The 23,640-nt window shown below is 65.1% G+C and carries 25 protein-coding genes; 15 read left to right on the forward strand and 10 right to left on the reverse strand.

Features of this window, described 5'->3' with window-relative positions:
• Positions 1-66: 66 nt before the first annotated feature.
• Complete coding sequence (locus tag ACVWVY_RS31695; RefSeq protein ID WP_456630061.1) at positions 67-711, forward strand: dihydrofolate reductase family protein; 645 nt, start codon at positions 67-69, stop codon at positions 709-711.
• 112 nt (positions 712-823) lie between these two features.
• Here ACVWVY_RS31695 and ACVWVY_RS31700 read toward each other — a convergent pair whose 3' ends face one another.
• From ACVWVY_RS31700 to ACVWVY_RS31720, 5 genes are all read right to left on the reverse strand, one after another.
• Positions 824-1,072 carry a hypothetical protein gene (locus ACVWVY_RS31700; protein WP_456630062.1) on the reverse strand — a complete coding sequence of 83 codons (249 nt, stop codon included), beginning with the start codon at positions 1,070-1,072 and terminating at the stop codon, positions 824-826.
• Positions 1,069-1,818 (reverse strand): DUF899 domain-containing protein, encoded by a 750-nt coding sequence (locus ACVWVY_RS31705; RefSeq protein ID WP_456630063.1) that lies wholly within the window; start codon positions 1,816-1,818, stop codon positions 1,069-1,071. Before ACVWVY_RS31705 ends, ACVWVY_RS31700 begins: the two co-directional genes overlap by 4 nt.
• 55 nt (positions 1,819-1,873) lie before the next feature.
• Positions 1,874-2,407, reverse strand: coding sequence for an SRPBCC family protein (locus ACVWVY_RS31710; RefSeq protein WP_456630064.1), 534 nt, complete (start codon positions 2,405-2,407; stop codon positions 1,874-1,876).
• A 4-nt stretch (positions 2,408-2,411) separates the two neighbouring features.
• The gene (locus ACVWVY_RS31715) at positions 2,412-2,765 is read right to left on the reverse strand and encodes an ArsR/SmtB family transcription factor (RefSeq protein ID WP_456630065.1); all 354 of its coding nucleotides are present in this window, start codon (positions 2,763-2,765) and stop codon (positions 2,412-2,414) included.
• A gap of 75 nt (positions 2,766-2,840) precedes the next feature.
• On the reverse strand, positions 2,841-3,920 hold the full coding sequence (locus tag ACVWVY_RS31720) for an adenylate/guanylate cyclase domain-containing protein (protein ID WP_456630066.1): 1,080 nt from the start codon (positions 3,918-3,920) through the stop codon (positions 2,841-2,843).
• 114 nt (positions 3,921-4,034) lie between these two features.
• On the opposite strand from ACVWVY_RS31720, the gene ACVWVY_RS31725 reads away from it, so the two are divergent.
• Positions 4,035-4,490 (forward strand): SRPBCC family protein, encoded by a 456-nt coding sequence (locus ACVWVY_RS31725; RefSeq protein WP_456630067.1) that lies wholly within the window; start codon positions 4,035-4,037, stop codon positions 4,488-4,490.
• A gap of 35 nt (positions 4,491-4,525) precedes the next feature.
• Here the strand turns inward: ACVWVY_RS31725 and ACVWVY_RS31730 are convergent, their stop codons facing one another.
• Complete coding sequence (locus ACVWVY_RS31730; RefSeq protein WP_456630068.1) at positions 4,526-5,242, reverse strand: GNAT family N-acetyltransferase; 717 nt, start codon at positions 5,240-5,242, stop codon at positions 4,526-4,528.
• Positions 5,243-5,363: 121 nt separating this feature from the next.
• Complete coding sequence (locus ACVWVY_RS31735; protein WP_456630069.1) at positions 5,364-5,909, reverse strand: MarR family winged helix-turn-helix transcriptional regulator; 546 nt, start codon at positions 5,907-5,909, stop codon at positions 5,364-5,366.
• A gap of 311 nt (positions 5,910-6,220) precedes the next feature.
• Between ACVWVY_RS31735 and ACVWVY_RS31740 the strand changes: the two genes are divergently transcribed.
• The 5 genes from ACVWVY_RS31740 (at position 6,221) to ACVWVY_RS31760 (ending at position 10,520) form a co-directional block, all read left to right on the forward strand.
• Complete coding sequence (locus ACVWVY_RS31740) at positions 6,221-6,913, forward strand: VOC family protein (protein WP_456630070.1); 693 nt, start codon at positions 6,221-6,223, stop codon at positions 6,911-6,913.
• A gap of 71 nt (positions 6,914-6,984) precedes the next feature.
• On the forward strand, positions 6,985-8,328 hold the full coding sequence (locus ACVWVY_RS31745; protein WP_456630071.1) for an epoxide hydrolase family protein: 1,344 nt from the start codon (positions 6,985-6,987) through the stop codon (positions 8,326-8,328).
• 65 nt (positions 8,329-8,393) lie between these two features.
• Entirely contained in the window at positions 8,394-8,792 is a 399-nt protein-coding gene (locus ACVWVY_RS31750) for a cupin domain-containing protein (protein ID WP_456632357.1), read from the forward strand.
• 28 nt (positions 8,793-8,820) lie between these two features.
• Positions 8,821-9,522, forward strand: a complete 702-nt coding sequence (locus ACVWVY_RS31755; protein WP_456630072.1) for a cytochrome c biogenesis CcdA family protein — start codon at positions 8,821-8,823, stop codon at positions 9,520-9,522.
• Between the two features lie 2 nt (positions 9,523-9,524).
• The gene (locus ACVWVY_RS31760) at positions 9,525-10,520 is read left to right on the forward strand and encodes a thioredoxin family protein (protein ID WP_456630073.1); all 996 of its coding nucleotides are present in this window, start codon (positions 9,525-9,527) and stop codon (positions 10,518-10,520) included.
• A gap of 76 nt (positions 10,521-10,596) precedes the next feature.
• Here the strand turns inward: ACVWVY_RS31760 and ACVWVY_RS31765 are convergent, their stop codons facing one another.
• Positions 10,597-11,811, reverse strand: coding sequence for an MFS transporter (locus ACVWVY_RS31765; protein WP_456630074.1), 1,215 nt, complete (start codon positions 11,809-11,811; stop codon positions 10,597-10,599).
• Positions 11,812-11,960: 149 nt separating this feature from the next.
• Between ACVWVY_RS31765 and ACVWVY_RS31770 the strand changes: the two genes are divergently transcribed.
• From ACVWVY_RS31770 to ACVWVY_RS31805, 8 genes are all read left to right on the forward strand, one after another.
• Complete coding sequence (locus ACVWVY_RS31770) at positions 11,961-12,425, forward strand: Rrf2 family transcriptional regulator (protein ID WP_456630075.1); 465 nt, start codon at positions 11,961-11,963, stop codon at positions 12,423-12,425.
• Positions 12,415-13,116, forward strand: a complete 702-nt coding sequence (locus ACVWVY_RS31775; protein WP_456630076.1) for a class I SAM-dependent methyltransferase — start codon at positions 12,415-12,417, stop codon at positions 13,114-13,116. Before ACVWVY_RS31770 ends, ACVWVY_RS31775 begins: the two co-directional genes overlap by 11 nt.
• 184 nt (positions 13,117-13,300) lie before the next feature.
• Positions 13,301-14,692, forward strand: coding sequence for an SWIM zinc finger family protein (locus ACVWVY_RS31780; protein WP_456630077.1), 1,392 nt, complete (start codon positions 13,301-13,303; stop codon positions 14,690-14,692).
• On the forward strand, positions 14,685-16,100 hold the full coding sequence (locus tag ACVWVY_RS31785; protein ID WP_456630078.1) for a DUF5691 domain-containing protein: 1,416 nt from the start codon (positions 14,685-14,687) through the stop codon (positions 16,098-16,100). Before ACVWVY_RS31780 ends, ACVWVY_RS31785 begins: the two co-directional genes overlap by 8 nt.
• The gene (locus tag ACVWVY_RS31790) at positions 16,097-17,176 is read left to right on the forward strand and encodes an ATP-binding protein (RefSeq protein ID WP_456630079.1); all 1,080 of its coding nucleotides are present in this window, start codon (positions 16,097-16,099) and stop codon (positions 17,174-17,176) included. Before ACVWVY_RS31785 ends, ACVWVY_RS31790 begins: the two co-directional genes overlap by 4 nt.
• A gap of 4 nt (positions 17,177-17,180) precedes the next feature.
• The gene (locus ACVWVY_RS31795; protein ID WP_456630080.1) at positions 17,181-19,409 is read left to right on the forward strand and encodes a DUF5682 family protein; all 2,229 of its coding nucleotides are present in this window, start codon (positions 17,181-17,183) and stop codon (positions 19,407-19,409) included.
• Positions 19,406-20,584 (forward strand): VWA domain-containing protein, encoded by a 1,179-nt coding sequence (locus tag ACVWVY_RS31800; RefSeq protein WP_456630081.1) that lies wholly within the window; start codon positions 19,406-19,408, stop codon positions 20,582-20,584. The genes ACVWVY_RS31795 and ACVWVY_RS31800 overlap by 4 nt, the downstream gene beginning before the upstream one ends.
• A gap of 13 nt (positions 20,585-20,597) precedes the next feature.
• Entirely contained in the window at positions 20,598-21,095 is a 498-nt protein-coding gene (locus ACVWVY_RS31805; RefSeq protein WP_456630082.1) for a peptide deformylase, read from the forward strand.
• A 484-nt stretch (positions 21,096-21,579) separates the two neighbouring features.
• Here ACVWVY_RS31805 and ACVWVY_RS31810 read toward each other — a convergent pair whose 3' ends face one another.
• On the reverse strand, positions 21,580-22,176 hold the full coding sequence (locus ACVWVY_RS31810) for a YdeI/OmpD-associated family protein (RefSeq protein WP_456630083.1): 597 nt from the start codon (positions 22,174-22,176) through the stop codon (positions 21,580-21,582).
• Positions 22,176-23,570 carry an amidase gene (locus tag ACVWVY_RS31815; RefSeq protein WP_456630084.1) on the reverse strand — a complete coding sequence of 465 codons (1,395 nt, stop codon included), beginning with the start codon at positions 23,568-23,570 and terminating at the stop codon, positions 22,176-22,178. The genes ACVWVY_RS31810 and ACVWVY_RS31815 overlap by 1 nt, the downstream gene beginning before the upstream one ends.
• Positions 23,571-23,640: the final 70 nt, after the last annotated feature.

The raw sequence follows: 23,640 nt of genomic DNA on the forward strand, positions 1-23,640 counted from the left end.
TCTTCACAGCAAGCCGTGCGCCCGGCACATCAATGGGTTCACGGTCTGGCTGCAAAAGGAAACTGAATGACCAAACTTCGCATTCACGGCTTCAGCGTATCGCTCGACGGATATGCGGCCGGTCCCGGTCAGGATCTCGACCATCCGCTGGGCGTCGGCGGCAAGCAGTTGCACGAATGGGTTTTCCCGACACGCACGTTCCAGGCGATGTTCGGCAATGGCGGTGGGACAATCGGGATCGACGACGATTTTGCCGCGCGCGGTTTTGAGGGGATCGGCGCCTGGATCCTCGGCCGCAATATGTTCAGCCCCCTTCGCGGTCCCTGGGCGGACGATCAGTGGAAGGGCTGGTGGGGCGACAACCCGCCCTATCACACGCCGGTGTTCGTGCTCACCCATCACGCCCGGCCACCGATCGAAATGGCGGGCGGCACTGTTTTTCACTTTGTGACCGACGGCATTCACGCCGCGCTGCAGCGGGCGCAGCAAGCCGCTGGACCGCTGGACGTGCGGTTGGGCGGCGGCCCCGCGACGATCCGCCAGTATTTGCAAGCAGGACTGGTCGACACCATGCACCTGGCGATTTCGCCTGTTCTGCTCGGAAGCGGCGAAAGTCTGCTGGCGGACCTCGATCTGGTGCGGCTCGGCTATCGCTGCAGCGAGCACACCAGCAGCGCTGCCGCAATGCATGTCGTGCTCACGAAATCCTGAGCGCGATCACGCCGCGCCGTCGCCCGCGGAGTTGGCGTCAGTCACCTGACGCAGCCACGGCGGGCCGCGACGTCACATCGGCGGCATCTTGTCGAATTTCGGCAAGGCTGAATCAGGAGCGGCCGACCGCGCTTCGCCGGCTTGCGATCAGCTTCAGCCAGGGCGCCGCATGGAAGGCGCTCATCAGCAAGTACATCGGAACCATTCCGCTCAGCGGTGACGCACTCGAACACAACGCTTCGGGCGCCCCAGCGCCGATGACGGTTGTCATCAGCGCCATGATCGCGAAGGTCGGTGCGGCCGCCAGCGACAGCCAGCCGGCAGCACCGATCGGCGCTGTGCCGGAGCAGGCCTGGCTCACGGCTTCGCGCCCGCCTGCTGGTTCCGGAATGCGGCCTCTCCGGCGTCCGACACTTCGACCCACCTCTTGTCGGGCGCTGCGCCTTCGACGTAGCTATCGTGCCAGTTCCACCACTTGTAGGTCGCGGTCTGCGGATAGCCTGCGGGAGAAACCTCCCACTCCTCCTGGCGCCCGAGCGGCGTGATGTCGAGATAATTCCAGGTGCCCCCCATCTGCTCGTCGCCGCGGTTGTTGATGAAGTAGGTGCGGAAAATCCGGTCGCCGTCGCGGAAGAACACGTTGGTGCCGTGCCACTCACCCACACCGAAATCGGCGTCAAAACTGTCCGTGACGGTGTACCAGGGGATCATCTCCCATCCCATTCGCGCCTTGAGGCGTGCGATGTCCGCCTGCGGCGCGCGTGAGAGGAACACGAGCGTGGTGTCACGCGCGTTCAGGTGAGCCAGGTGGGCGATCTGGTCGGCCACCATCGAGCAGCCGCGGCAGGCGTGGTCGGGCCAGCCGAATACGCCGGGCTCGTAGAAGGCGCGGTAGACGATCAGCTGATGGCGGCCCTCGAACAGGTCGCGCAAGCTCGCCTTGCCCTTGGGTCCCTCGAACTCGTACTTTTTCTCCACGGCCAGCCACGGCATCCGCCGGCGCTCGGCGGCCAGTGCGTCGCGGGCATGGGTCAAGTCCTTCTCCTTCACCAGCAACTGCTGGCGTGCGGCTTCCCACTCCTGCGCTGAAACGGCGTGAATCTGCATAGCTAACCTCCTGTTTGTTGTGATGCTTGTTGCTCGGGTGCTTCGACTTGCAGCATCAGGCCGGCAGACGGCCGTCATATTCCTTCATGAAGCCGCTCCAGCCGTCCCAGAACGGCGCCGGCTCTTCGCCGCTCGCACGGGCGACCAGGACATCGAGATGCATGTGCCAACCGGCCATGTGCTTGAGCAGCATGGCGCGATCGGGGAAGCGCCGATGGATGACCGTGAGCAGCACGCCCTTGCCTTTGGGCTCAAGTTCGAACGTCACATCACCCGTGCTGTTCCAGGTGATCGACAATTTTCGGGGCGGATCAAATTCGGTTATCCGGCTCTGCATGCGATGCTCGCCGCCGAATCCGACCGGGCATTCGCCGGGCGGCTCGGTCAATTCGTCGTTGCGCCAGACGAGTTCAAAGGGGGCGCCGGCCTTCATCTCCATGTCGCCTGCCGCCATCCATTTGCGGCGCAATTCGCTGTCGGTGAGATAGGCCCAGATGCGTTCGATCGGACCGGGCAGGAGTCGTTGGATCCTCAGCGTGGTCGGCTCGATCAACTCGCCATAGGCATCGGGCCTTGTCGTTGAATTCATCGTTCTACTCCTTCACCTTTTTTGCCTTCGCCTTGTCTTCTTCAAGCAGCAGGGCTTCCAACGCGTCGAGCTTTGCATTCCAGAAACGCTCGTAACGCCTGAGCCACGCATTTGCTTCCGCCAGCCGCGCTGCCTCGAGGCGGCACAGATGCGTGCGTCCGCGGATCGTGCGCTTCACCAGGCCAGCGTTCTCCAGCACCCGCACATGTTTCGACGCACCGGCGAAGCTCATGTGAAACGGTGTCGCCAGTTCCCCGATCGTGAGCTCCCGCTCGGCCAGATGACCAAGCATCGCCCGGCGCGTCGGGTCCGCCAGCGCATGAAAGACAGCGTCGAGATGCGTCGAATACTCAACCATGTGGTTTAGTATAGTCACGCGGATCGAATAGTCAACCGATCGGTTTAACGTTTTCGTGATGGGTTCCGGACCGCGCTAGCCGTCCGTGTAGACGGCGCAGGGAGATGCGATGCCGCGCAGCACATGCGTTCCGAGCGGGACCAACGTCGCGCTTGTCTCGGTGGCGACGGCGCCCGAGATCAGAACTGTTCGGCCGAGCGGCCGGCAGAGCCCTTCGAGCCGGCTGACCAGATTAACCGCAGGACCAATCGCGGTGAAATCCAGCCGGTCGGCCGCGCCGACATTGCCCCACAGAATTTCGCCAAGGTGCAACGCCACGCCGAACGACAGCGGCTGCAGCCCCTGCTCTCGCCGGCTCCTATCGAGATGCGCCATACCGGCTTTCGCGGAAGCAACCGCACGCAGCGCAGCGTCGCAGGCGTCGCGCGGCTTCGCGCCGACCGGAAAGATCGCGAGCACGCCGTCGCCGATGAATTTCAACACCTCGCCGCCAAACGCGTGGACCGCGCCGCCGATGCAGTCGAACCAGCCACCGAGTGCGGCGATGACGGCGGCGGGAGGCTCGGCCTCGGACAGCGCGGTGAAGCTGCGGAGATCACCATAGAGCAGCACCGCCCGAATGGTCTCGCCGACTTCGCGCCGCAGGGGCCCCGCCAGCACGCGCGCGGCGCTGCGCCGGCCGAGATAAGCTTCGAGCGCGCTCGACAGCGTCGCCCGCGCCGACAGCGCGGCGAGCGGAGCAGCGGCAAAGCGGGCGGCCTCGCGCAATCGATTGGCTTCCGTTTCGGTGAACCGGCGCGGCCCGATCCAGCCCAGGACCGGCCCGCCTTCGCTCACACCAACGCTGTCTTCATGCACGGCACCATCAGTGAGACCGGCCAACCAGCTTCGGCCGGCATCGCCGGACGAACTCTCCGCGCCTCCAAAGCCCGCGGGCGCGAATCCCACTGCCTCGATCACCTCGCCGTTCCCGGCCCGCCACAGCCAGGTGCGGCGGGCGATGAGCGGATGCGGCACGGCAAGCGTCAGCGCACCGCCGGCGAGCGGCATGTCGTCCGCGATCAAGCGCGTGCCAAGTTCGGCGAGGAACCGGTCAGCGCCCGGCGAAGCGCTGGCCGCATCGACCAGCCATGTCAGCGTCGAACTCAGTTGCATGGTCCGATCCTATGGCGGGGACAATTCATTATCACCATCGGCACTTGGTAAATTCCCGCGCCGGCATATGTTGGCACGGTTGCAACCCCTTCATGCCGATCAGCGAGGCTTTTGATGCCTGAATCGTTTGTGGTCCAGCGCGAGACCCAGATCGCCGCACCGCGCGCCAGCGTGTTCGCCTTCCTGACGGATCCTGAGAGGATCGTGCAATGGATGGGCAGCGAAGCCGTGACGGAGATGCATCCGGGCGGGCTGTACCTCCTGAAGGGCGTTGGCAGTGCGACGGCACGCGGCACATTCCGCGAGGTGGTGCCGGTGCATCGCCTCGCCTACAGTTTTGGCTGGGAAGGCAATGACGAGGTGCCGCCGGGGTCAGGCCTGATCGAGATCGACCTGATCGAACATGATGGCGGCACGCTGTTGCGCATGACTCATAGCGGGCTTCCCAGTGCCGCTCACCAGGCGAGCCATGCCAAGGGTTGGATCCATTATATCGACCGGCTGACCAAGGTGGTCGCCGGCCAGGATCCCGGCCCGGATCGGGGACCGAACGGCACGCGCAACGCGTGAGGAGGGTATCGGTCAAGGCGCGCATCGCTGGACGATCAATCCTCTTTCTTCAGCACCGTCACATGGAGGCGGCGGCGGATTTCCATCCCCTGCCGCCGGTAGAGCGCAATTGCCGAGTGATTGCTGGTGAAGACATGCAGAAAGGGAATCTCGCCGCGCGACACGATCTGGCGTGCAACAGCGCCGAGCAGCATCTGCCCGTAGCCGCGGCCGCGATGGGATGGATGCACGCAGACGGCGGTGATCTCGGTGTATCCCGCGGGCTTCATCCGCTCGCCGGCCATCGCGACAAGCTGACCGTCAACGCGAATGCCGAGAAAGGTGCCGAGTTCGTGGGTCCGCGCGCTGAACGGCCCGGGCTTGGTGAGCGCGGTCAGTTCGATCATCGCTGGAACGTCGTCGACACCGAGCGTGACGATGTCGACACCGAGCGTGACGATGTCGACGCCATTGGCCGGCGTTTCGACCGGCGTCCCGATCAACTGCTCGCCGGTATCGGCCAGCGCGACCTTGAACCCAGCGGGCGGCGCCACGGCATCCGGCGTGAACAGCACGGCGATGTCCTGCGGCGCCATCAACGCGCCAAGCGCTGCAAAGCTTTCGGGCGACATGTCTGCGGTCGCGGCGAAGGGCGTGATCTCTATCGGAAAGCGCCGCGCGCGGGCATCGCCTTCGGCCAACGCCTGTTGCGTGGTCGTCAGCGCGGTCCAAATCGGATAATCGAGGGGATGGTTTGCGTCGCGGACAGACATCGGACTACTTTCATTCCCATTCAATTGCACCACGACGCTAGCGGCAGTCGCCAATGCCCGCCACCTTGGAAACACGCGCCGCCGGAGGCCGATCGCATCCTGACGTCGATCGAGCGTACCGTCACGGCTGCTCCGCCGTCGCCTTGATCAGATTGTCGCGGACCGTGACAACGGTTTCCTGTAGCCGCGCGAACTCGTCCGGTTTCAATCCGGTCGCGGCAACGAGGTTCATGTGCATGCCCTTCTCACGCAGCAGCCGGCCAGCCTCGGTAAGACTGATGCGCACCTGCCGTTCGTCCGCGGGATCGCGCTGGCGGCGCAGATAACCCATGGTCTCAAGCTTTTTCAGGACCGGCGTCAGCGTGTTGGATTCCAGGAACATCTTCTCGCCAAGCTCGCTCACCGTCTGGCCGTCCTGCTCCCACAAGGCCACGACCGCGATCCATTGCGGGTAGGTCAGGCCAAGGTCCTCAAGGCCCTTCCTGTAGGCCCGGCCGAAGGCGAGGTTGGCCGAATAGATCGCAAAGCACAGGAAATCGCCAAGGCGCCGCTCGCCCGAGGGCGGCTTCGGCTTCTGAGTGCCCCTTGAACTGTCTTTGGAATTGTCCGTGGAACCGGTGCTTGAACCAGCGCTTAAACCGGACTTGGAACCCTCATTCGATCTCATTGGGCGCGTCCTTTCCGACACGAACATGTGAAGTCTCGCATCCATATATATCGCATCCGATTAAATCGGAAGGCTTGACTTCAGGACACGCAAGCGCTTTATACACCGCACTCGATTACATCGTATACGATCTAAATATCGACTGGTAGCACGATCCCGACGATTACAGGCATTCGTTCGCGCCGCGGAAGAGTGTCTGCCGAACAGAGGGTATTCGCGCGGCGATCGAAGCAATCTACCTCTGCACCCGTCAAGACGAGAACCACGGCGCCGGAAACATCCCGGCCACCACAACCAGCAAGGAGAGAACCATGTCAGACCTCAAGGACACCCCCACCACATCCGCCGAAACGAAGGCCGCGCCGGCGGTCGACCTGAAGCTCGAAATCGTCGTCATCCCGGTCTCCGACGTCGAACGCGCCAAGCAGTTTTACGCAAAGCTCGGTTGGCGGCTCGACGCCGATTTCGCCGGCCCGGACGACTACCGCGTGATTCAGTTCACCCCACCCGGCTCCAACGCCTCGGTGATATTCGGCAAGAACGTCACCTCGGCCGCGCCCGGCTCCGCACAGGGCCTGTACCTGGTCGTCTCCGACATCGAGGCTGCCCGCAGTGCGTTGCTCGGCCGCGGCGTTGCGATCAGCGAAGCGTTTCACGCCGGCGGCGACGTGCACATTGGCCCGGACGAGCCGTATCTGTTTGGACGGGTCCGGCAGAGCGGCGCGGATCCGGCACGCGGCAGCTACCGTTCGTATGCCTCGTTCAACGATCCCGACGGCAATGGCTGGCTTCTGCAGGAAGTGACCGCGCGGTTGCCCGGCCGCATCGACGGCAGCGGCACCTCGTTCACCTCCTCGGCCGATCTCGCCGCCGCGTTCCGCCGGGCGGCGGCCGCCCATGGCGAATACGAGAAGCGCAACGGCGGCAAGCACGATGAGAACTGGCCGGACTGGTACGCCGACTACATCGTCAACGAACAGCACGGCCAGCAGCAGGCCGCGTGAGCAGGCGAAGCGATCACCGTCATCGGCGGCGACCGCCGGTGACGGCCACGGCCCAACCAGGGAGATTCACCATGCGTACCCCATCAGCTTCCGAAGCCATCAATCCGGATCGTCGCCAGCTCTTGAGCACTGCGGCGATGGGAATCGCCGCGGTGGCGGTCGCCAGTCTCTTTCCTGCCTATCCGGCGCTGGCCGCCGCGCCTGACGAGGTCCGCCCGTTCCGCATCAACATCCCCGAAGAGGCGCTCATCGATCTGCGCAGACGCATCAACGCAACCCGATGGCCCGACCGGGAGACGGTTACGGATGAGTCCCAGGGCGTGCCGCTCGCAACGCTGCAGGAACTCGCGCGCTACTGGGCTACGGACTACGACTGGCGCAAGGTTGAGGCGAGGCTGAACGCCTTGCCGCAGTTCATGACCGAGATCGATGGGCTGGACATTCATTTCATCCACGTTCGTTCGAAACATGAAAATGCGTTGCCGCTCATCGTCACGCACGGATGGCCCGGCTCGGTGATCGAGCAACTGAAGATCATTGATCCGCTGACCAACCCCACAGCGCATGGCGCGAGTGCATCCGACGCCTTCCATCTCGTGATCCCCTCGATTCCGGGTTACGGCTTTTCGGCCAAGCCGACCACGACGGACTGGGGTCCTGATCGGGTCGCCCGTGCCTGGGTCGTGCTGATGAAGCGCCTCGGGTATTCGCGGTTTGTGGCGCAGGGCGGCGATCTCGGTGCGATCATCTCGAACGCGATGGCCCGGCAGGCGCCACCGGAACTGCTCGGTATTCACACCAACTTCCCCGGCACGATTCCCGCTGACATCGGCAAGGCACTGCAGAACGGCGATCCGCCGCCGTCAGGTCTTTCGGCCGACGAACGGCGCGCCTACGAACAGGTCAAGGACTTCAGAGCGAAACACTTCGCTTACGCAGCCATGATGTCGACGCGGCCGCAGACGCTGTACGGACTGGCGGATTCACCAGTCGGCCTGGCAGCGTGGATCCTTGACCATGGTGACGGCGATGCCCAGCCGGCGGCGACGATCACCTCGGCCGTGCTCGGGCGTACGATCAACGGACACCCCGCCGGCGATGTCACGCGCGACGACGTTCTCGACGACATCACGCTCTACTGGTTGACCAACACAGCGATTTCTGCGGCGCGCTTCTATTGGGAGAACAAGGGGATGAGCGCCCTGAACGCCGTGAACCTATCCGTTCCGGCCGCCGTAAGCGTCTTTCCCGGCGAACTCTATCAGGCACCGCGGAGTTGGACCGAGCGCGCGTATCACAACCTCATCCACTACAACAGGCTCGACAAGGGTGGGCACTTTGCCGCCTGGGAGCAGCCGCAACTCTTTTCAGAAGAGGTTCGCGCAGGCTTCCGATCCTTGCGCAAATCGATCTGATGCCTTCGGCGCCGATCCGCGCAAGTACGATGAAATCTCCAACCAAGGAGCTCGACATGAGCAAGCTGAACAGGATGCAAATCATAGCAATGGCGGCGCTTGTCGCCGGAGCCGTTTTGGCGCCATTTGGCGCGCAGGCGCAGAACGGCGTGACGCGGACCGACCTGCAGCGGCACGATCTCAGCGCGCCCGGGCGTGAGGCCATCCAGGTCCGCGTCGACCTCGCCCCCGGCGTGGCGTTTGGCAAACACACGCATCCCGGCGAGGAAATCATTTATGTCCTCGAAGGCCAGCTCGAATATCAGATCGAGGACATGCCGCCTGTGACGCTGAAGGCCGGCGACGTGCTCTTCATTCCTGCCGGAACGGTCCACTCGGCGAAGAACCTCGGCAGCGTCACTGGCAGTGAACTTGCCACCTACATCGTCGAGAAGGGCAAACCGCTCCTCACGCTGGTGAAGTGACAGCGGCGACCCACGAGGAGAGTCCGACATGATCGAGATTGCGTTGGCATTTTCAGCCGGCTTGCTGACGGCGGCAGCGCCCTGCATCCTGCCGTTGCTACCGGTTTTGCTGGGCGCCTCGATTGGCCAGCAAGACCGGCGGCGACCACTCTTCCTCGTGGCCGGTTTCATCCTGACGTTTTCCGGTTTTGCGATCCTGTTCGGCTCGTTCTCGACCGTGCTTGGCTTGTCGCACGACACCTTGCGGAAGGTCTCCGTCATCCTGCTCGGCAGCTTCGGCGTTCTGCTGCTGTGGCCGCAGCCGTACGAGTGGCTGATGGCGAGGTCGAGCGGCCTGCTCTCTTTCGCCGATGGCGTCGTCTCGCGCGCCGGATCGGGCAATGCAGGCGGCCTCGTTATTGGACTGGCGCTCGGCGCGCTCTGGACACCGTGCGCCGGGCCGGTGCTCGGCTCCATTCTCACGCTGATCGCAACGTCGGAAAACTCGGCACACGCTGCGCTGCTGCTCGTCACATACGCGGCCGGCGCTAGCATCCCGATCCTGCTGATCGCCTATGGCGGGCAATACGCGACCACGCAAGTGCGGAAGCTTGCGCCCTACACCCTGGCCTTGCAGCGAACATTCGGTGTGGCGGTGCTCCTCGTCGCGTTGGCCTTCTACACGCAATACGACAGCATCGTCGCTGCCTGGTTTTCGAAGCTTTATCCGAACCTTCAACTGGGATTATGACAATGCGCAAGCTTCTCGGCCTGATTGCCCTCGTTTTCGTTGCCGTTCTTGCCATCGCGCAGTTTGGCCCATCCGCACTGCTCGGCGAAGAAACGACGCGGCAGGACTCGACGCGACAGGACTCGCGGCCCGTGCCTGAGTTCTCCGGGATTTCCACCTGGCTGAATTCGCCGCCGCTGACGACGGAAGGCCTCCGTGGCAGGGTCGTGCTGGTTCAGTTCTGGACCTACTCCTGCATCAACTGCCTGCGCACGCTGCCTTACGTCACCAAATGGTACGAACAATACAAGGACAAAGGCCTTGTCGTGGTCGGCGTGCACACGCCCGAATTCGCCTTCGAGAAGGAACGTGGGAATGTCGAGACCGCCATCAGGCGCCTCGGCATCCATTATCCGGTGGCACAGGACAATCAGTACCGCACCTGGCGCGCCTTCGGAAATCAGTACTGGCCGGCCGCGTATCTGATCGACCGGTCCGGCACGATCGTTGCGACGCAGTTTGGTGAAGGCGGCTACCAGCAGATGGAAAACGCCATCGCGCGCCTTGTCGGCGATCGCGCACCCGTCGCGCCAACGCGCGATCCGGACTTGAGCGCCGTCGCAACGCCCGAGATGTATCTCGGCTCGGAGAAGAACGATGGCGCCATCGTCGAGACACAAGACGCTGCGCGGGGTGAACGGTCCTACGCGCCGCCGGACAATTTGCCGCCGAACCGGTTCGCCCTCTCCGGAGCCTGGAACGTGACGGACGATCGCGCCACCTCGTCGGCAGACGGCGACGAAATCCTGCTCCGCTTCAATGCGCCCAAGGTCAATCTGGTCGCTGGCAGCCTGTCGCCGCAAACATTGTCCGTGATCGTCGACGGAACGCCGCAGCCGCCAGTCACTGTCGATGGAAGCAGGCTTTATTCCCTCTACAGCGGCCCCGGTGGCGAACACGTGTTACGCCTGAAAGCGCCCAAGGCCGGCCTGAGCGCCTACAGCTTTACGTTCGGCTGAACGCGAGCGAGCGCCCTAAATTTGGGCGCTCCCCTTGCGCAACGCTTCGCGTTTGCCGCAGGCAAGCCGGCGAGGCTCACGCCGGCACCGGCGCAGCGGCCCGTGCCGCCGGCACCGGCCGGAACGTCATGATGATCAGGAACGCGCCGAGCCCCATGATCCACGACCCGATATAGAGCCAGGCGTAGCTGGCAAACGTGTCGTAGATCAGACCGCCGGCGAGCGGGCCTGTCGCCATGCCGAGGCTGCCGGCCATGGCGGTGCCGCCGATCACGGTGCCCATCATCCGCAGCGGAAAGTTTTCGCGCACGAGAACGGCATAGAGCGGCATGGTGCCGGCATAGATGAAGCCGAACAGCGCCGCGACCGCATAAAACGCAGCGAGCTCGCGCACGAAGACATAACCGAGCGCGCCGAACGCCTGCGCCAGCAAGCCGAACACGAGCACGCGCTTGGCCCCGAAGCGGTCGCCGAGCAGGCCGAAGGCGATGCGGCCGCCCATCCCGGCAAAACCTTCCACGCTGTAGATGGTGACGGCGGCGATCAACGGGATGCCGCAACTGATGGCGTAGCTCACGGTGTGGATGATCGGCCCGGAATGCGTGGCGCAGCAGAAGAAATTCGTCGCGATCAGGATGATGAATTGCGGCGAGCGCAGCGCCTGCGCCAGCGTCATCTCCGCCTGCGCCGGATCGCCTGATGGCGCGGAAGGCGCGCTTTCAAGCGCCGGCGGGCGGCGCACCAGGAGCGAGACCGGAATCATGATCGCCGCGACGACGAGGGCCACGATCTGCATCGAGGTCCGCCAGTCATGATGCGAGATCAGCCAGGCGGCAAGTGGCGACATCGTCATCGGCGCCATGCCCATGCCCGCCGAGACCAGCGACACCGCAAGGCTGCGATGGGTATCGAACCAGCCGGTGACGCAGGCCATCATCGGCGCAAAGATCGCGGCGATCGAGCCGCCGACCATCAGCCCGAAGACGAACTGAAAGACGACCAGCGACGTCGCTAGGCTGGCCAGCCCGAGGCTCGCCGCCAGCACGACCGAGCCCGTCAGCACCACCGGCAACGGCCCCAGCCGGTCCGACAAGTTGCCCCAGATCATGCTGGTGAAGGCCATGGCGAGAAAGCCGATGGTCATGGCGCTGGATATGCCGGTGACCGACCAGCCGGTATCCCGGGCGATCGGCTGCAAAAACACCGGCAGCGAAAACATGCCGCCAATTGCGACGCACCCGAGCAAGCCACCGGCCGCGACGATCACCCAGCGGTAACGAGAATTTTCCATTCCTGATCTCCACCACAGCGCTCTCTGGGTGGAAGACGAACGGGATGGGGTGGAACCGACAGGTTGACGGACATTTTTTCTTTGGATGCAAGGCGGTCTCGGAAACGACGACTTGACCCGTCGCGTTATCATGTAATATCGATAGTTACATGAAACGAAACAGTCGATTGTCAGGCGTGCTCCACGTCCTGCTCCACATGGCCGAGCGGGATGCGCCGGTGACATCGGAGGTGCTGGCAAAGGCCATGGATACCAATCCGGTGGTGATCCGGCGGATCATGTCCGGGCTGCGCGATCAGGGCTATGTGCGATCGGAGAAAGGGCATGGCGGCGGATGGACCCTCGCCTGCGACCTCACGAAATTATCGCTGCGGGATATCTACGAAGCGCTTGGCCAACCTTCGCTGTTCGCCATGGGGAACCGAACGGAAGCACCGGGCTGTCTTGTCGAGCAGGCCGTGAACGCCGCGCTCGACCGGGCTTTCGACGAGGCGGAAGCGCTGCTGCTGTCGCGCCTCGGTGATGTGACGCTTGCGATGTTGAGCGCTGACTTTCAAAAGCGCCTGGGCGACCGGCGCAACCGTCATCGTCTGGAGATCGCCCATGCATCGTGACGCGGCCGTCAAGCCCTGGCTGGCCCACTTCTCCGATCCCGAGGCGGTGCGGCGTTATGCGGATGGACCGCCGCGCTTCGTGCCTGGGTTTGCGGACCTTCACCGCATGACCCGCATCCTGCTGGCGGAACGAACGGCGCAAGACGCCAAAGTGTTAGTGCTTGGCGCCGGTGGCGGCCTGGAACTGAAGGCATTAGCGGAGGCAGAGCCGCGCTGGAACTTCGTTGGCGTCGATCCCGCACTAGCGATGCTGAAGCTTGCCGAGCAGACGCTCGGGCAGTTCAACGCGCGCGTGCAGCTACAGCAGGGTTATATCGAGGACGCGCCCGATGGGCCGTTCGATGCCGCCACGTGTCTGCTCACGTTTCATTTCCTCGATGCCGACGAACGGCGGCGGACGGCGCGGGAAATCCACCGCCGTCTCAGGCCCGGCGCGCCGTTTGTCGCGGCCCATTCCAGTTTTCCGCAACAGGACGCTGAGCGCGCGCGATGGCTGTCACGCTATGCCGCCTATGCGATGGCCTCCGGCGTCGATCCGGATCTGGCCAACAATGCGCGTGCTGCGGTCGAGGCAAACCTGAACCTGTTCAGCCCGGAACAGGACGCGCAAATCCTGCGTGAGGCCGGATTCAGGGATGTGGAGCTGTTCTACGCTGCTTTTACCTGGCGCGGCTGGATTGCCCATGCGTGAAGCAGGGGCTGAGCGGCTCGGAACAGGCCAGCGATGGCCCGTTGGGACCAACTGAACGTTCGAGACAGGTGTTGCCCCTGTCACACGCCCGCCGTTTTCGCGATGGCACCGACATGGGGCGTTCATTGTCGCCCGCTATATCCCGATATATACTGCCTTACTTGGATTCGGTTGGGATCACGGCGTGGCGATTGATCTGAAAGCGATCGAGCAACTCGCCACCGACCAATCCTCGCTCAAGGCGGCGGCGGGGCTCGCCAAGCCTGCCAAATGGTCGGGGGTCGGCGCGAGCCACGACGGCGCCCTGGTTTGGGGCGAATGCGCGGGCTCCGGTGCCAATCCTTATCGCGTGATGGCCGATCTGCGCGATTTCGGCAACAAATGCACCTGCCCGTCGCGGAAATTTCCATGCAAGCACGTGCTCGCTCTGTTGTGGATGAAGGCGGAAGCGGTCATGGCGTTCGCCCCGGCCGACACGCCTGCCTGGGTCAGTGACTGGCTCGGCCGGCGGCGGGCGGGCGCCGGCACCCCCAAAGCCCCGCCTAATGTCGCGCCGGCCGCAGGCAAGGATTTGCGCGCCGCGCAACAGGCCGAACCGGAACAGGTCGAGGACCCGAAGGATGCGGCGCGTCGTGAAGCTGCGGCGGCCAAGCGAAGCGAGGATACCGAGCGCGCGATCCTTGATGCACTCGACGCGCTCGAACAATGGATCGGCGATCAACTGCGCATGGGGCTTTCCGCTTTTGTCGACGACGTGACCGCGCGCTGCCGGCGGATCGCGGCGCGGCTGGTCGACGGCAAGGCGGCGGTATTGGCCGGGCGGATCGACGAACTGCCGGGCCGGCTGCTCGCGCTTCCGCCAGGCGACCGGCCGCGCGGCGCGGTGGTCGAACTCGGCAAGCTGGTGCTGCTCGCGCGCGCCTTCCGCGCCACGCCGCGCAACGCCGAGATCCGGCGTGCGGTTGCGGCATCGGAAACGCGCGAGGCTGTGCTCAGCAATCCGGAGACGCTGCGCGTGAACGCGCGCTGGGAAGTGCTCGCCGAACAGGTGCAGACACGGCGTGACGGATTGGTGTCGCAGACCACATGGCTGCTTGGTCTCAACAATGATGGCCCCCGCTTTGCGATGCTGCTCGACTTTTTTCCGGCGAGCGTGGGCCGCCGCGGGTCGGTGTTTACGCCGGGCGAACGGTTTCAAGGCGAGCTGGCATTCTATCCGTCCCGCCAGCCGCTGCGCGCCTTGCTCGTCGCGCGCGAAGGCGCAGAAGATGCGATCGAGGCGGAATGGCCGACACCGGAGGCGGCGGTCGCGGATAGCCTGACAGGGCCCCTGCTCGCTGAGCCATGGACGCTCGAAATTCCGGTGCTGCTGCCTACGGGGCGGATCGCGCTCGACGACGCCGGCCATCCCTGGTGGCGGTCGGCTGATGGCGCGAACACGCTGCCGGTCGCCGGCAGTGCCGATGGCCTGTTATGCGGCACCGATCTGATACAAACGGCCGCGATCTGGTCCGGCAACCGGCTCACGATTTTGGCCACGCAGACCTCCTGGGGGCGGATCGGCGGCCATGGCTGAGGCGATCTACGATGCGATGGGTTCGGTCCTGACGCGCTGGACCATGGGATCGGCCGCCGCGCCCGCTGCTCCGGTATGGAGTAGCGAGCTTGGCACTGAGCCTGCCGAAGCGGAGTTGCGCCTGCTGGCGCTGTCCGGGCAGTTTCTCGGCATAGCGGTGACCGCCGAGCCGCCGCCGGATCTGCGCGTATTGCCTGATATTCCTGCGCTTGCGTTGCCGACCGTGCCGGAGGCGTTGCGTCCGCTCGTGCGCCGTATTCTGGCAGCGTTCAAGGAGACGCAGCGCAAGACCGAGGTACTCGATTTCCTCGCCGCGCGCGGCTGGACCTCGCATCCCGCCGAATGGATGCCCACGGCGAACGACGAGGATGCGCCGGACGTCTACGCGCCGTGGCGCGACTGGGCCGGGATCGCGGCCTCCAGCAACGTTGTACGACGGCAGGCCGGCGACCGGCTCACCGCCGACAATTGGGAGGACTTTTGGCCGGCGGCGCGCAAGGTCGCGTTGACCGAGCTTCGGCGCCACGATCCCGAAGCGGCGCGTACCGTGTTGGAAGCAAAACTGGCCAGCGAGAATGCAGACGTGCGACTGCCGCTGCTTTCACTGTTGGCGACTGGATTATCGGAAGCCGATATCCCCTTCCTTGAGGGCATCGCGGCGAACGATCGCGCGCCGAAGGTCAAGGCGCTCGCGGCATCGCTGCTTGCCCGGCTCGGCCGCGGCTCCGCGGTTGGCGAGGACATCGCAGAACTCGCGGGCTTCTTCTCGGTGAAGATGAAGGGCCTGCTGCGCCGCTCGCGCGTGATCCAGTTCGAGAACGTCAAGACGCCAGCGCAGGCGCATCGCCGGACGGTGCTGCTCGAGAGCGCCGATATCGCTTCCCTCGCGCGGGCGCTCACCCTTACCCCACAGGAGCTGGTCGACGCCTGGAGCTGGGACGTGGATCGACAGGCGGATGCTGCCTTGACCGGCCTGGTCGCGCGCACCGGAACGGACTCGCTGGTTGCCCAGGCCGCCGAAGCCGCGAGCCAATACAATGCGAGCGTCTTCCTTGCCACGCTGACGCCGCGCCTTGCGCCCGGCCAGCGATCTGAACTCGCCGAGGAGATTTTGCGCACGCGCGGCTTCAGCTTCGACGTAGCGAAGACCATCGCGGGCGGCACCGCGCGGCTGGAAAATCCACTGACCGCACCGGCAGGCACCGCGCTGCTTGCCGCACTTCGGCGCGATAATGCAAAGCCTTCCGATGAGCTTACGGAGCTCTTTGCGCTCGGCCTGATCGCCTCGCGCGCAGCCGCGCGGCAGGCGCTGGAACGGTTGAACGGCGCAGGGCTGCTGCAGGGCGACCCGCGCCTCGACATGCTGCGGCTCAACGCCGCGTTGGACGACAATGGAGTGAAGCCATGAGCGAGAAACTACGGTTGCCCGCCGAGGAGAGCTATGCGGCCGAGCTGAAGGCACTCGCCGCCGGCGACGGCGGGCCTCGCCCGCCGGGCTGGGCGCTGTCGCCTCGGTCTGTCGTGACCTACCTGATGGGCGGCAAGGCTGGCGACGGCACGATGATCACGCCGAAATATGTCGGCGACAAGCGGCTGATCGAGACCGCCATCGCGACGCTCGCCACCGATCGCGCACTGCTGCTGCTCGGCGTGCCGGGCACGGCCAAGTCGTGGGTGTCGGAACATCTCGCCGCAGGGATCACCGGCGATTCGACGCTCGTCATCCAGTGCACGGCGGGCACCGACGAGAACCAGATCCGCTATGGCTGGAATTACGCGCAGTTGCTCGCACACGGCCCGCGCCGTGAGGCGCTGGTCCCTACCCCGCTGATGCGCGCGATGGAGGGTGGCAAACTCTGCCGTTTCGAGGAGCTGACGCGGATGGGCAGCGACGTCCAGGACACGCTGATCACCGTGCTCTCGGAAAAAATGATGCCGGTCCCGGAGCTCAACACCGCGGTCTATGCGCAGCGTGGGTTCAATATCATCGCCACCGCCAACAACCGCGACAAGGGCGTCAATGAGCTGTCCTCGGCGTTGAAGCGCCGCTTCAACGTCGTCGTGCTGCCGCTGCCCGACAATGCCGCGCAGGAGGTCGAGATCATCGTCAAGCGCGTCAGCGAGATGGCGCAGAGCCTCGATTTGCCGGCGCCGAAGAACGTCGCCGACGAAGTGGCGCGGGTGGTGGCGATCTTCCGCGAGCTGCGTTCGGGCGCGACCGAGGACGGCAAGGTGGCGCTCAAGTCGCCCTCGGGCGGGCTTTCGACGGCCGAAGCGATCGCGGTAATGGTCGGCGGGATCAGCCAGGCGACGTTCTTCAACGACGGCAAGCTGACGCCGGAGACGCTCGCTGCCAACATGCTCGGCGCCGTCGTGAAGGACCCGGTGCAGGATACCGCGGTGCTCGGCGAATATCTCGAGACCGTGCTGAAGAAGCGGCGCGGGTTCGAGGGCTATTACGCCTCGTTGACCGACCTGATCTGAGACCATGACGGGCCAAATATTCCTGTTCGGCATTCGCCACCACGGGCCGGGATCGGCGCGGCGGCTGGTGCAGGCGCTTGACGATCTCAAGCCGGCGGCGGTGCTGATCGAGGGGCCCTCGGAAGCATCGGAGCTATTACCGATGCTCGCCGATCCCGACATGGCGACGCCGGTGGCCCTGCTCATCTATGCCGAGGACAACCCGGCCAACGCCAGCTTCTTCCCCTTCGCGGAATACTCGCCGGAATATCAGGCAGCGCGCTGGGCGGTGCGCCACGGTACAGCGTTGCGCTTCATCGACCTCCCGGCATCGGACCGATTGGGCGTGGCCGGCGGCGGCATCGAGGACGAGACGGCAGCGAGCGCCGACGACGATCCGATCAGCCGCGATCCGATTGGCGCGCTGGCAATGGCAGCAGGCTACGACGATGGCGAATCCTGGTGGTCCGACGTGATCGAGGAGAACCCCGCCACGGGTCCTGTGTTCGCCGCGGTTGCCGATGCGATGACGGCGCTGCGCGCCGAATCCAAGCCCCTCTCGCCCCGCGAAGCCGCGCGCGAGGCGCATATGCGGATCGAGATCGCGAAGACGGCGAAGGAGTGCGAGGGCGCGATCGCGGTCGTGTGCGGCGCCTGGCATGTGCCGGCGCTTGCGGAGCGTCGCAGCCTCGCGGCCGATCGCGAATTGCTCAAGGGGCGACCGAAGGCGAAGATCAAGGCGACCTGGGCGCCCTGGACCGCGCCGCGGCTGGCGCGCTCCAGCGGCTATGGCGCGGGCGTGGTCGCGCCCGGCTGGTGCGCGCATCTGTGGGCGACGCGCGACGGAGCCGATCGCGGCGCGGTGTGGCTTGCCCGGGTCGCGTATGTGCTGCGCGATCGCGGGCATTTCGTCTCGACCGCCTCGGTGATCGAAGCGCAGCGGCTGGGCACCGCGCTGGCCTCGCTTCGCGACCGCCCCTCGCCCGGCTTCGAGGAATTGCGCGAGGCCGCGATCGCCTGCCTGTGCGGCGGCGAGCGCGCGCTCTGGAACGATGTCGCGGCCGAGCTTTTGATCGGCGCAGGCGTCGGATCGATCCCCGCCGCCACGCCGCTCGCGCCGCTGCTCGAGGATCTGCAGCGCCAGCAGAAGGCGACACGTCTCAAGCCCGAGGCGCTGGAGCGCGCGCTGACGCTCGACCTGCGCAGCGAGAGCGGGCTGATGCGCTCGACCCTCTTGCACCGGCTGAACGCGCTCGACGTGCCCTGGGGACGGCTGACCGATGCCGGACGCAGCCGCGGCACCTTTCGCGAGAACTGGCAGTTGCGCTGGGAACCCGAATTTGCGGTGCAACTGGTCGAGAAGCTGATCTACGGCTCGACCATCGCGGAAGCCGCCGGCGGCCGGCTGATGGAAGCGATGCGCGGCGCGGCCGAACTCGGCCCTCTGGCCACACTGGTGCGCAACGCAATGATCGCCGATCTGCCGCGCGCCACCGAATTCGGCATCGCGGCACTGGAGGAGAAGGCGGCGCTGACCAGCGACTGCCAGGATTTGCTCGCCGCGCTGCCGCCGATGGCCGACATCCTGCGCTATGGCGAGGCGCGCGCCGGCACCGTCGAGCATCTCGCTTCGCTGATGCCGCGCATCGTCGTGCAGGCGGCGCTTGCCCTGCCCTACGCCGCGCGCAACCTGGATGCGGCTGCGGCGGGCCAACTGCGCGGCGCGATCCTCGCCGCCGACAGCGCGATACAACTTGCCCAGCTCGAAGCCGACGTGGTGGCCGGCTGGCGCGACGCGCTGCAGGCGCTGCTGCGCGACAACCAGGCGACGCGGCTGGTCGCCGGCACCGCCGCGCGGCTGCTCTATGAGGTCGAACTGCTCACCGCCGAGCAAGCCTCCGAGCTGCTGTCACGGATGCTCTCGCCGGGTACGCCTGTCGCCGAGGCGGCCGGATTCTTCGAGGGATTCTTCGAAGGCGCCGGCCAGCGGCTGATCCACGATGCGGCGCTGCGCGGCGCGGTCGACGGCTGGCTGATGGCGCTCGACGAAGAGGCCTTCACCGCCAACCTGCCGCTGTTCCGACGGGTCTTCTCGGCGCTGGATCCCGCCGAGCGGCGGCGGCTGATGGACGCGCTGTTCGAACGCCGCGGCGGCGGCGCCAAGGGCTATCGCCTGATCGCGGGCGCAGCCGAGATCTGGCCGAAGCATCAGGCGCGGGTGATCGAACTCCTGAACTCAGGTGGGCCACGATGAGCGAGACCGACGAACGCAATCGCCGCTGGACGCTTGCGCTCGGTGTCGATCCCGATGCCGAGAGCGGCTTTGCCCTGTCCGACAGCGACCGCCGCATGTCCGACGCGCTCACTGCGCTTTATGGCGACGGCGATGACGCACCGAAGAAGGGCCGCGGCGGCCTCGGCGGGTCGGCCCCGCGCGTCGCGAAATGGCTGGGCGACATCCGCGAATTCTTTCCCGCGCCCGTGGTGCAGGTGATCCAGAAGGACGCGTTCGAGCGCAAGGGCTTGCGCCAGATGCTGATCGAGCCGGAATTCCTCGCCACCGTCGAGGCCGACGTCAACCTGATCGCCGACCTGGTCTCGTTGCGGGGCGTGATGCCGGACAAGACCAAGGAGACCGCGCGGATCGTGATCGCCAAGGTGGTCAATGAGCTGATGGAGCGGCTGGAGCGGCGCACCGCGGACGCGATCCGCGGCGCGCTGAACCGGTCGCAACGCACCAACCGTCCGCGCTTTTCCGATATCGACTGGCCGCGCACCATCAAGGCCAATCTCCGCCACTATCAGGCCGAGCATCGCACTGTGGTGCCCGAGCGGCTGATCGGCTTTCTGCGTCAGCAGCGGCGCATCGTCGATCTCGAAGAAGTCGTGCTGTGCGTCGACCAGTCGGGATCGATGGCGACGTCGGTCGTCTATGCCTCGATCTTTGCGGCCGTAATGGCCTCGCTGCCTGTGGTCGCGACCAAGCTGGTGTGTTTCGACACCGCGATCGTCGACCTGACCGAGGAGCTCGCCGATCCCGTCGAGGTGCTGTTCGGTGTCCAGCTCGGCGGCGGCACCGACATCAACCGCGCTGTCGCCTATTGCGAAGAGCGGATCGAGCGGCCGACCAAAGCGCATCTGATCCTGATCACCGACCTCTATGAAGGCGGCAACGCGGAAGCCCTGGTCGACCGGCTGGCCCGGCTGTCGGTGCGTGGCGTCAACGTGATCGTGCTGCTGGCGCTGACCGATACCGGGCGCCCCTCCTATGATCCCGCTTTGTCGGCCAAGGTCGCCGCCCTCGGCATCCCGGTGTTCGCCTGCACGCCCGACCAGTTTCCGGACCTGATGGCGACCGCCCTCAAGCGCGAAGATGTCGCCGGATGGGCTGCCGACCAGGACATCAAGCTGATCCGTCCTGAAGCGTAGCGGCAATCTCCGCATGACCATCCGCCCCATCGTCCGTTATCCCGACCCTCGGCTGGCGCTCCCGGCACAACCCGTCACCATGTTTGACAGCGCGCTGCGCACCCTCGCCGGCGACCTGCTGGAGACCATGCACGCCGCGCCGGGGATCGGGATCACCGCGCCGCACATCGGCATCTCCCTGCGGGTCGTGGTGCTCGACCTCGACGCGACCGATGGCGCACGGACCTACGTCAATCCGGAGATCATCTGGGCATCGCCCGAGATGATCCTGCATCAGGAAGGCAGCGTCTCGATGCCTGGCGTCAATGACGAGATCGAGCGTCATGCGCGGGTGCGGATCAGCTATCGCGACGTCGAGGGCAACCTGCAGACCGAGGAATCGGAGGGGCTGCGCGCCGTCTGCCACCAGCACGAGATCGATCAGCTCAACGGGATTTTCTGGATCAGGCGGCTGTCGCGCCTCAAGCGCGAGCGGCTGATCAAGCGGTTTGAGAAGATGTCGCGGAGTTGAGATTAATGCGCCCTCCCGTTAAGATTACGTCTTAACTAATAATTAAGTATGCCTTTGCGGGCACGAAAGGTCCGGCTTAGCGTTTTGGGAATGCTGCTCAGTAACCTACCAATGGGTGAGTACCATGACCTATAAAACGACGTTGATCGCGTCTCTCAGTGTAGTCGCGCTTGTCCTTGCGGCGAGCGAGGCGTTTGCCGATCCGGCAGGTGGGCGCGGTGCGGGGATTGCTCCGGCTCGCCCGGCTTTCCCGTCATTCCCCCGATCGCATCATCACCATAACCGAGGCGGTTTCTTTCCTGGAACCGGGGGCGTGTTCTATGGTCTGTCACCTGACGCGGTTGACGAACCCGTGGCAGTGGCTCCGCCGCTCAAGCAATCAGACGATCTCCGTTACACCTGCGTCTACGATATTCCCTGGGATTACGTACATCGTTGTCCGCAGTTTCGGTAATAGTTCGGGGCATGGTGTGCCGGGCAAAACTCACTTCTTGCCCTGCGGATAGATCGTCTCGCCGCGCTTGAGCATCGCGACAAGGGCCGCGATCTTCTTCGTGCGTCCGGCTTCGGTTTTCATATTGTGCGTGCGAAAGGCCAGCGCGAAACGGTTCTGCGCACTGAGCTTCGCCAGCATTGCCTTGGCTTTGGGCTCGGCGTCGATCGCAGCCTGGAGATCGTCGGGGATCTTCATGTCCTTGCTGTTATAGGCGCGCGCCCAGCGCCCGTCGGATTTGGCCGCATCGACTTCCCTCACCCCGTGTTCGGTCATCCGGCCTTCTTTGATCAGCCGCGCGACATTATCGACGTTGATCTGGCTCCAGATGCTTTTTCCGGTGCGCGGCGTGTAGCGCTGCAGAAAGCTGTTGTCGTCGAAGCCTTTGCGGAGGCCATCGATCCAACCCCAGCAAAGCACGACGTCGATGGCCTCCTTCGGCGTGATCGATTTCAATCCTGAATCCACCTTGTGGATCTTGATCCAGATTTCGGCTTCCTTGTCGTGGTGCTTGCCGAGCCATGTGTAGAAGCTGTCCGCGTCCTTGAACGCGCGGATTTGACCAGGATTGATTTTGACGGGCGCCATCAGCGGTCAAGCCCCGGCCGCGCACCGGTGGCGCAGGCCTGCTCGACGCAGCGGCTCGCCCGCAGGATGTTCTGCTCACTGAACATCGGTCCGACGATCTGCAACCCGATCGGCAATCCTTCGACAAAGCCGCAAGGCACCGAGGCCGCAGGCTGGCGGGTGAGGTTGAACGGCCATGTCAACGGCGTCCAATCGAACCATTGCGGGAAGCGCGCGGCGTCGGGCGTGTCGACGCCGGCAGCGAAAGCGGTGATGGGAACGGTCGGCGTCAGCAGGAGATCGTAATCCCGGTGAAACAACTGCATCTTCTGGCTCAGCGCGCGCATCTCGGCATAGGCCGCCTGCAATTGGATCGCGGAAATGTTTTGGGCTGATATCACCAGCCGCAGCAGACCCGGATCGAGCGCCGCCAGTTGCGCACCGTCGAAATCACGCACCAATGCGGCATGCGATGCGCCCCAGATCACTTCCAGCGTCGGCTGCGCACCGGAAAGATCGAGAGAAACACTTTGCACATCAGCACCAGCCTTCACCAGCGCGTCGATGGCCGGCTGCATCCCGGCCACGACAGCCGGATCGGCGACCGGGAAGCCGAGATCGGGCGACCATGCGATCCGCATGTCCCCCACGCCGCGGTCGATGCCGTCGAGATAATCGATGCCGCGATAGGGAATGGCGAAGGAATCACGCGCGTCCGGCCGCGTGAGCGCGTTCAACATCAGGGCGCTGTCAGCGACATCGCGCGACAAGCCGCCATAGACTGCGAGCGTGCCCATTGGTCCCGGAAAATTCGGCACCACGCCGTAGCTCGGCTTCAATCCGAACACGCCGCTGAACGCCGCCGGAATCCGGATGGAGCCGCCGCCATCGCCGCCGGTCGCCAGGGGTACGACGCCGGCCGCCACCAAGGCCGCCGAGCCGCCGCTGGAGCCGCCGGGCGTGCGGGAAACATCCCAGGGATTGCGCGTGATTCCGGTCAGCGGGCCGTGCGTGATGCCCTTCCAGCCGAATTCGGGCGTTGATGTCTTGCAGAAGAACACCGCGCCGGCCTCACGCAGGCGGGCGACGCCGGGCGTATCCTCCGTGCTCGGCGCCGCAGGCGTCGCGTGGGAGCCGAAGCGCATCGGCCAGCCAGCGACATGCGCCGTGTCCTTGATCGCGACAGGCACCCCGTCGAGCGGCCCGATCGGCGTACCGCTGCGCCAACGTTCCGCCGATGCTGCGGCCAGGCGCCGCGCTAGCGGTTCATCCAGCAGGCAGATGGCATTGAGAGCCGGATTGACCCTCTGCAGTTGCGCCAGCGTGGCTTCCAGCACATCAACCGGCGACAGCTCACCCTCGGCGAAGCGCCGCGCCATCTCGCGGGCGGAAAGCCAGTTCAAGTCGTCAGACATGCCGCCCGATCCGCAAATGTAGTGAAGCCTTCGAACATTCCGTTCGAACATGCCACGACAGGCAGCGGAC

This window comes from Bradyrhizobium sp. URHC0002, assembly GCF_054059515.1.

Coding starts and splice junctions, on each gene's coding strand:
- ACVWVY_RS31695 (WP_456630061.1), top strand. CDS start 67: ATGACCAAACTTCGCATTCACGGCTTCAGCGTATCGCTCGACGGATAT.
- ACVWVY_RS31705 (WP_456630063.1), bottom strand. CDS start 1,818: ATGCAGATTCACGCCGTTTCAGCGCAGGAGTGGGAAGCCGCACGCCAG.
- ACVWVY_RS31710 (WP_456630064.1), bottom strand. CDS start 2,407: ATGAATTCAACGACAAGGCCCGATGCCTATGGCGAGTTGATCGAGCCG.
- ACVWVY_RS31715 (WP_456630065.1), bottom strand. CDS start 2,765: ATGGTTGAGTATTCGACGCATCTCGACGCTGTCTTTCATGCGCTGGCG.
- ACVWVY_RS31720 (WP_456630066.1), bottom strand. CDS start 3,920: ATGCAACTGAGTTCGACGCTGACATGGCTGGTCGATGCGGCCAGCGCT.
- ACVWVY_RS31725 (WP_456630067.1), top strand. CDS start 4,035: ATGCCTGAATCGTTTGTGGTCCAGCGCGAGACCCAGATCGCCGCACCG.
- ACVWVY_RS31730 (WP_456630068.1), bottom strand. CDS start 5,242: ATGTCTGTCCGCGACGCAAACCATCCCCTCGATTATCCGATTTGGACC.
- ACVWVY_RS31735 (WP_456630069.1), bottom strand. CDS start 5,909: ATGAGATCGAATGAGGGTTCCAAGTCCGGTTTAAGCGCTGGTTCAAGC.
- ACVWVY_RS31740 (WP_456630070.1), top strand. CDS start 6,221: ATGTCAGACCTCAAGGACACCCCCACCACATCCGCCGAAACGAAGGCC.
- ACVWVY_RS31745 (WP_456630071.1), top strand. CDS start 6,985: ATGCGTACCCCATCAGCTTCCGAAGCCATCAATCCGGATCGTCGCCAG.
- ACVWVY_RS31755 (WP_456630072.1), top strand. CDS start 8,821: ATGATCGAGATTGCGTTGGCATTTTCAGCCGGCTTGCTGACGGCGGCA.
- ACVWVY_RS31760 (WP_456630073.1), top strand. CDS start 9,525: ATGCGCAAGCTTCTCGGCCTGATTGCCCTCGTTTTCGTTGCCGTTCTT.
- ACVWVY_RS31765 (WP_456630074.1), bottom strand. CDS start 11,811: ATGGAAAATTCTCGTTACCGCTGGGTGATCGTCGCGGCCGGTGGCTTG.
- ACVWVY_RS31770 (WP_456630075.1), top strand. CDS start 11,961: ATGAAACGAAACAGTCGATTGTCAGGCGTGCTCCACGTCCTGCTCCAC.
- ACVWVY_RS31775 (WP_456630076.1), top strand. CDS start 12,415: ATGCATCGTGACGCGGCCGTCAAGCCCTGGCTGGCCCACTTCTCCGAT.
- ACVWVY_RS31785 (WP_456630078.1), top strand. CDS start 14,685: ATGGCTGAGGCGATCTACGATGCGATGGGTTCGGTCCTGACGCGCTGG.
- ACVWVY_RS31790 (WP_456630079.1), top strand. CDS start 16,097: ATGAGCGAGAAACTACGGTTGCCCGCCGAGGAGAGCTATGCGGCCGAG.
- ACVWVY_RS31795 (WP_456630080.1), top strand. CDS start 17,181: ATGACGGGCCAAATATTCCTGTTCGGCATTCGCCACCACGGGCCGGGA.
- ACVWVY_RS31800 (WP_456630081.1), top strand. CDS start 19,406: ATGAGCGAGACCGACGAACGCAATCGCCGCTGGACGCTTGCGCTCGGT.
- ACVWVY_RS31805 (WP_456630082.1), top strand. CDS start 20,598: ATGACCATCCGCCCCATCGTCCGTTATCCCGACCCTCGGCTGGCGCTC.
- ACVWVY_RS31810 (WP_456630083.1), bottom strand. CDS start 22,176: ATGGCGCCCGTCAAAATCAATCCTGGTCAAATCCGCGCGTTCAAGGAC.
- ACVWVY_RS31815 (WP_456630084.1), bottom strand. CDS start 23,570: ATGTCTGACGACTTGAACTGGCTTTCCGCCCGCGAGATGGCGCGGCGC.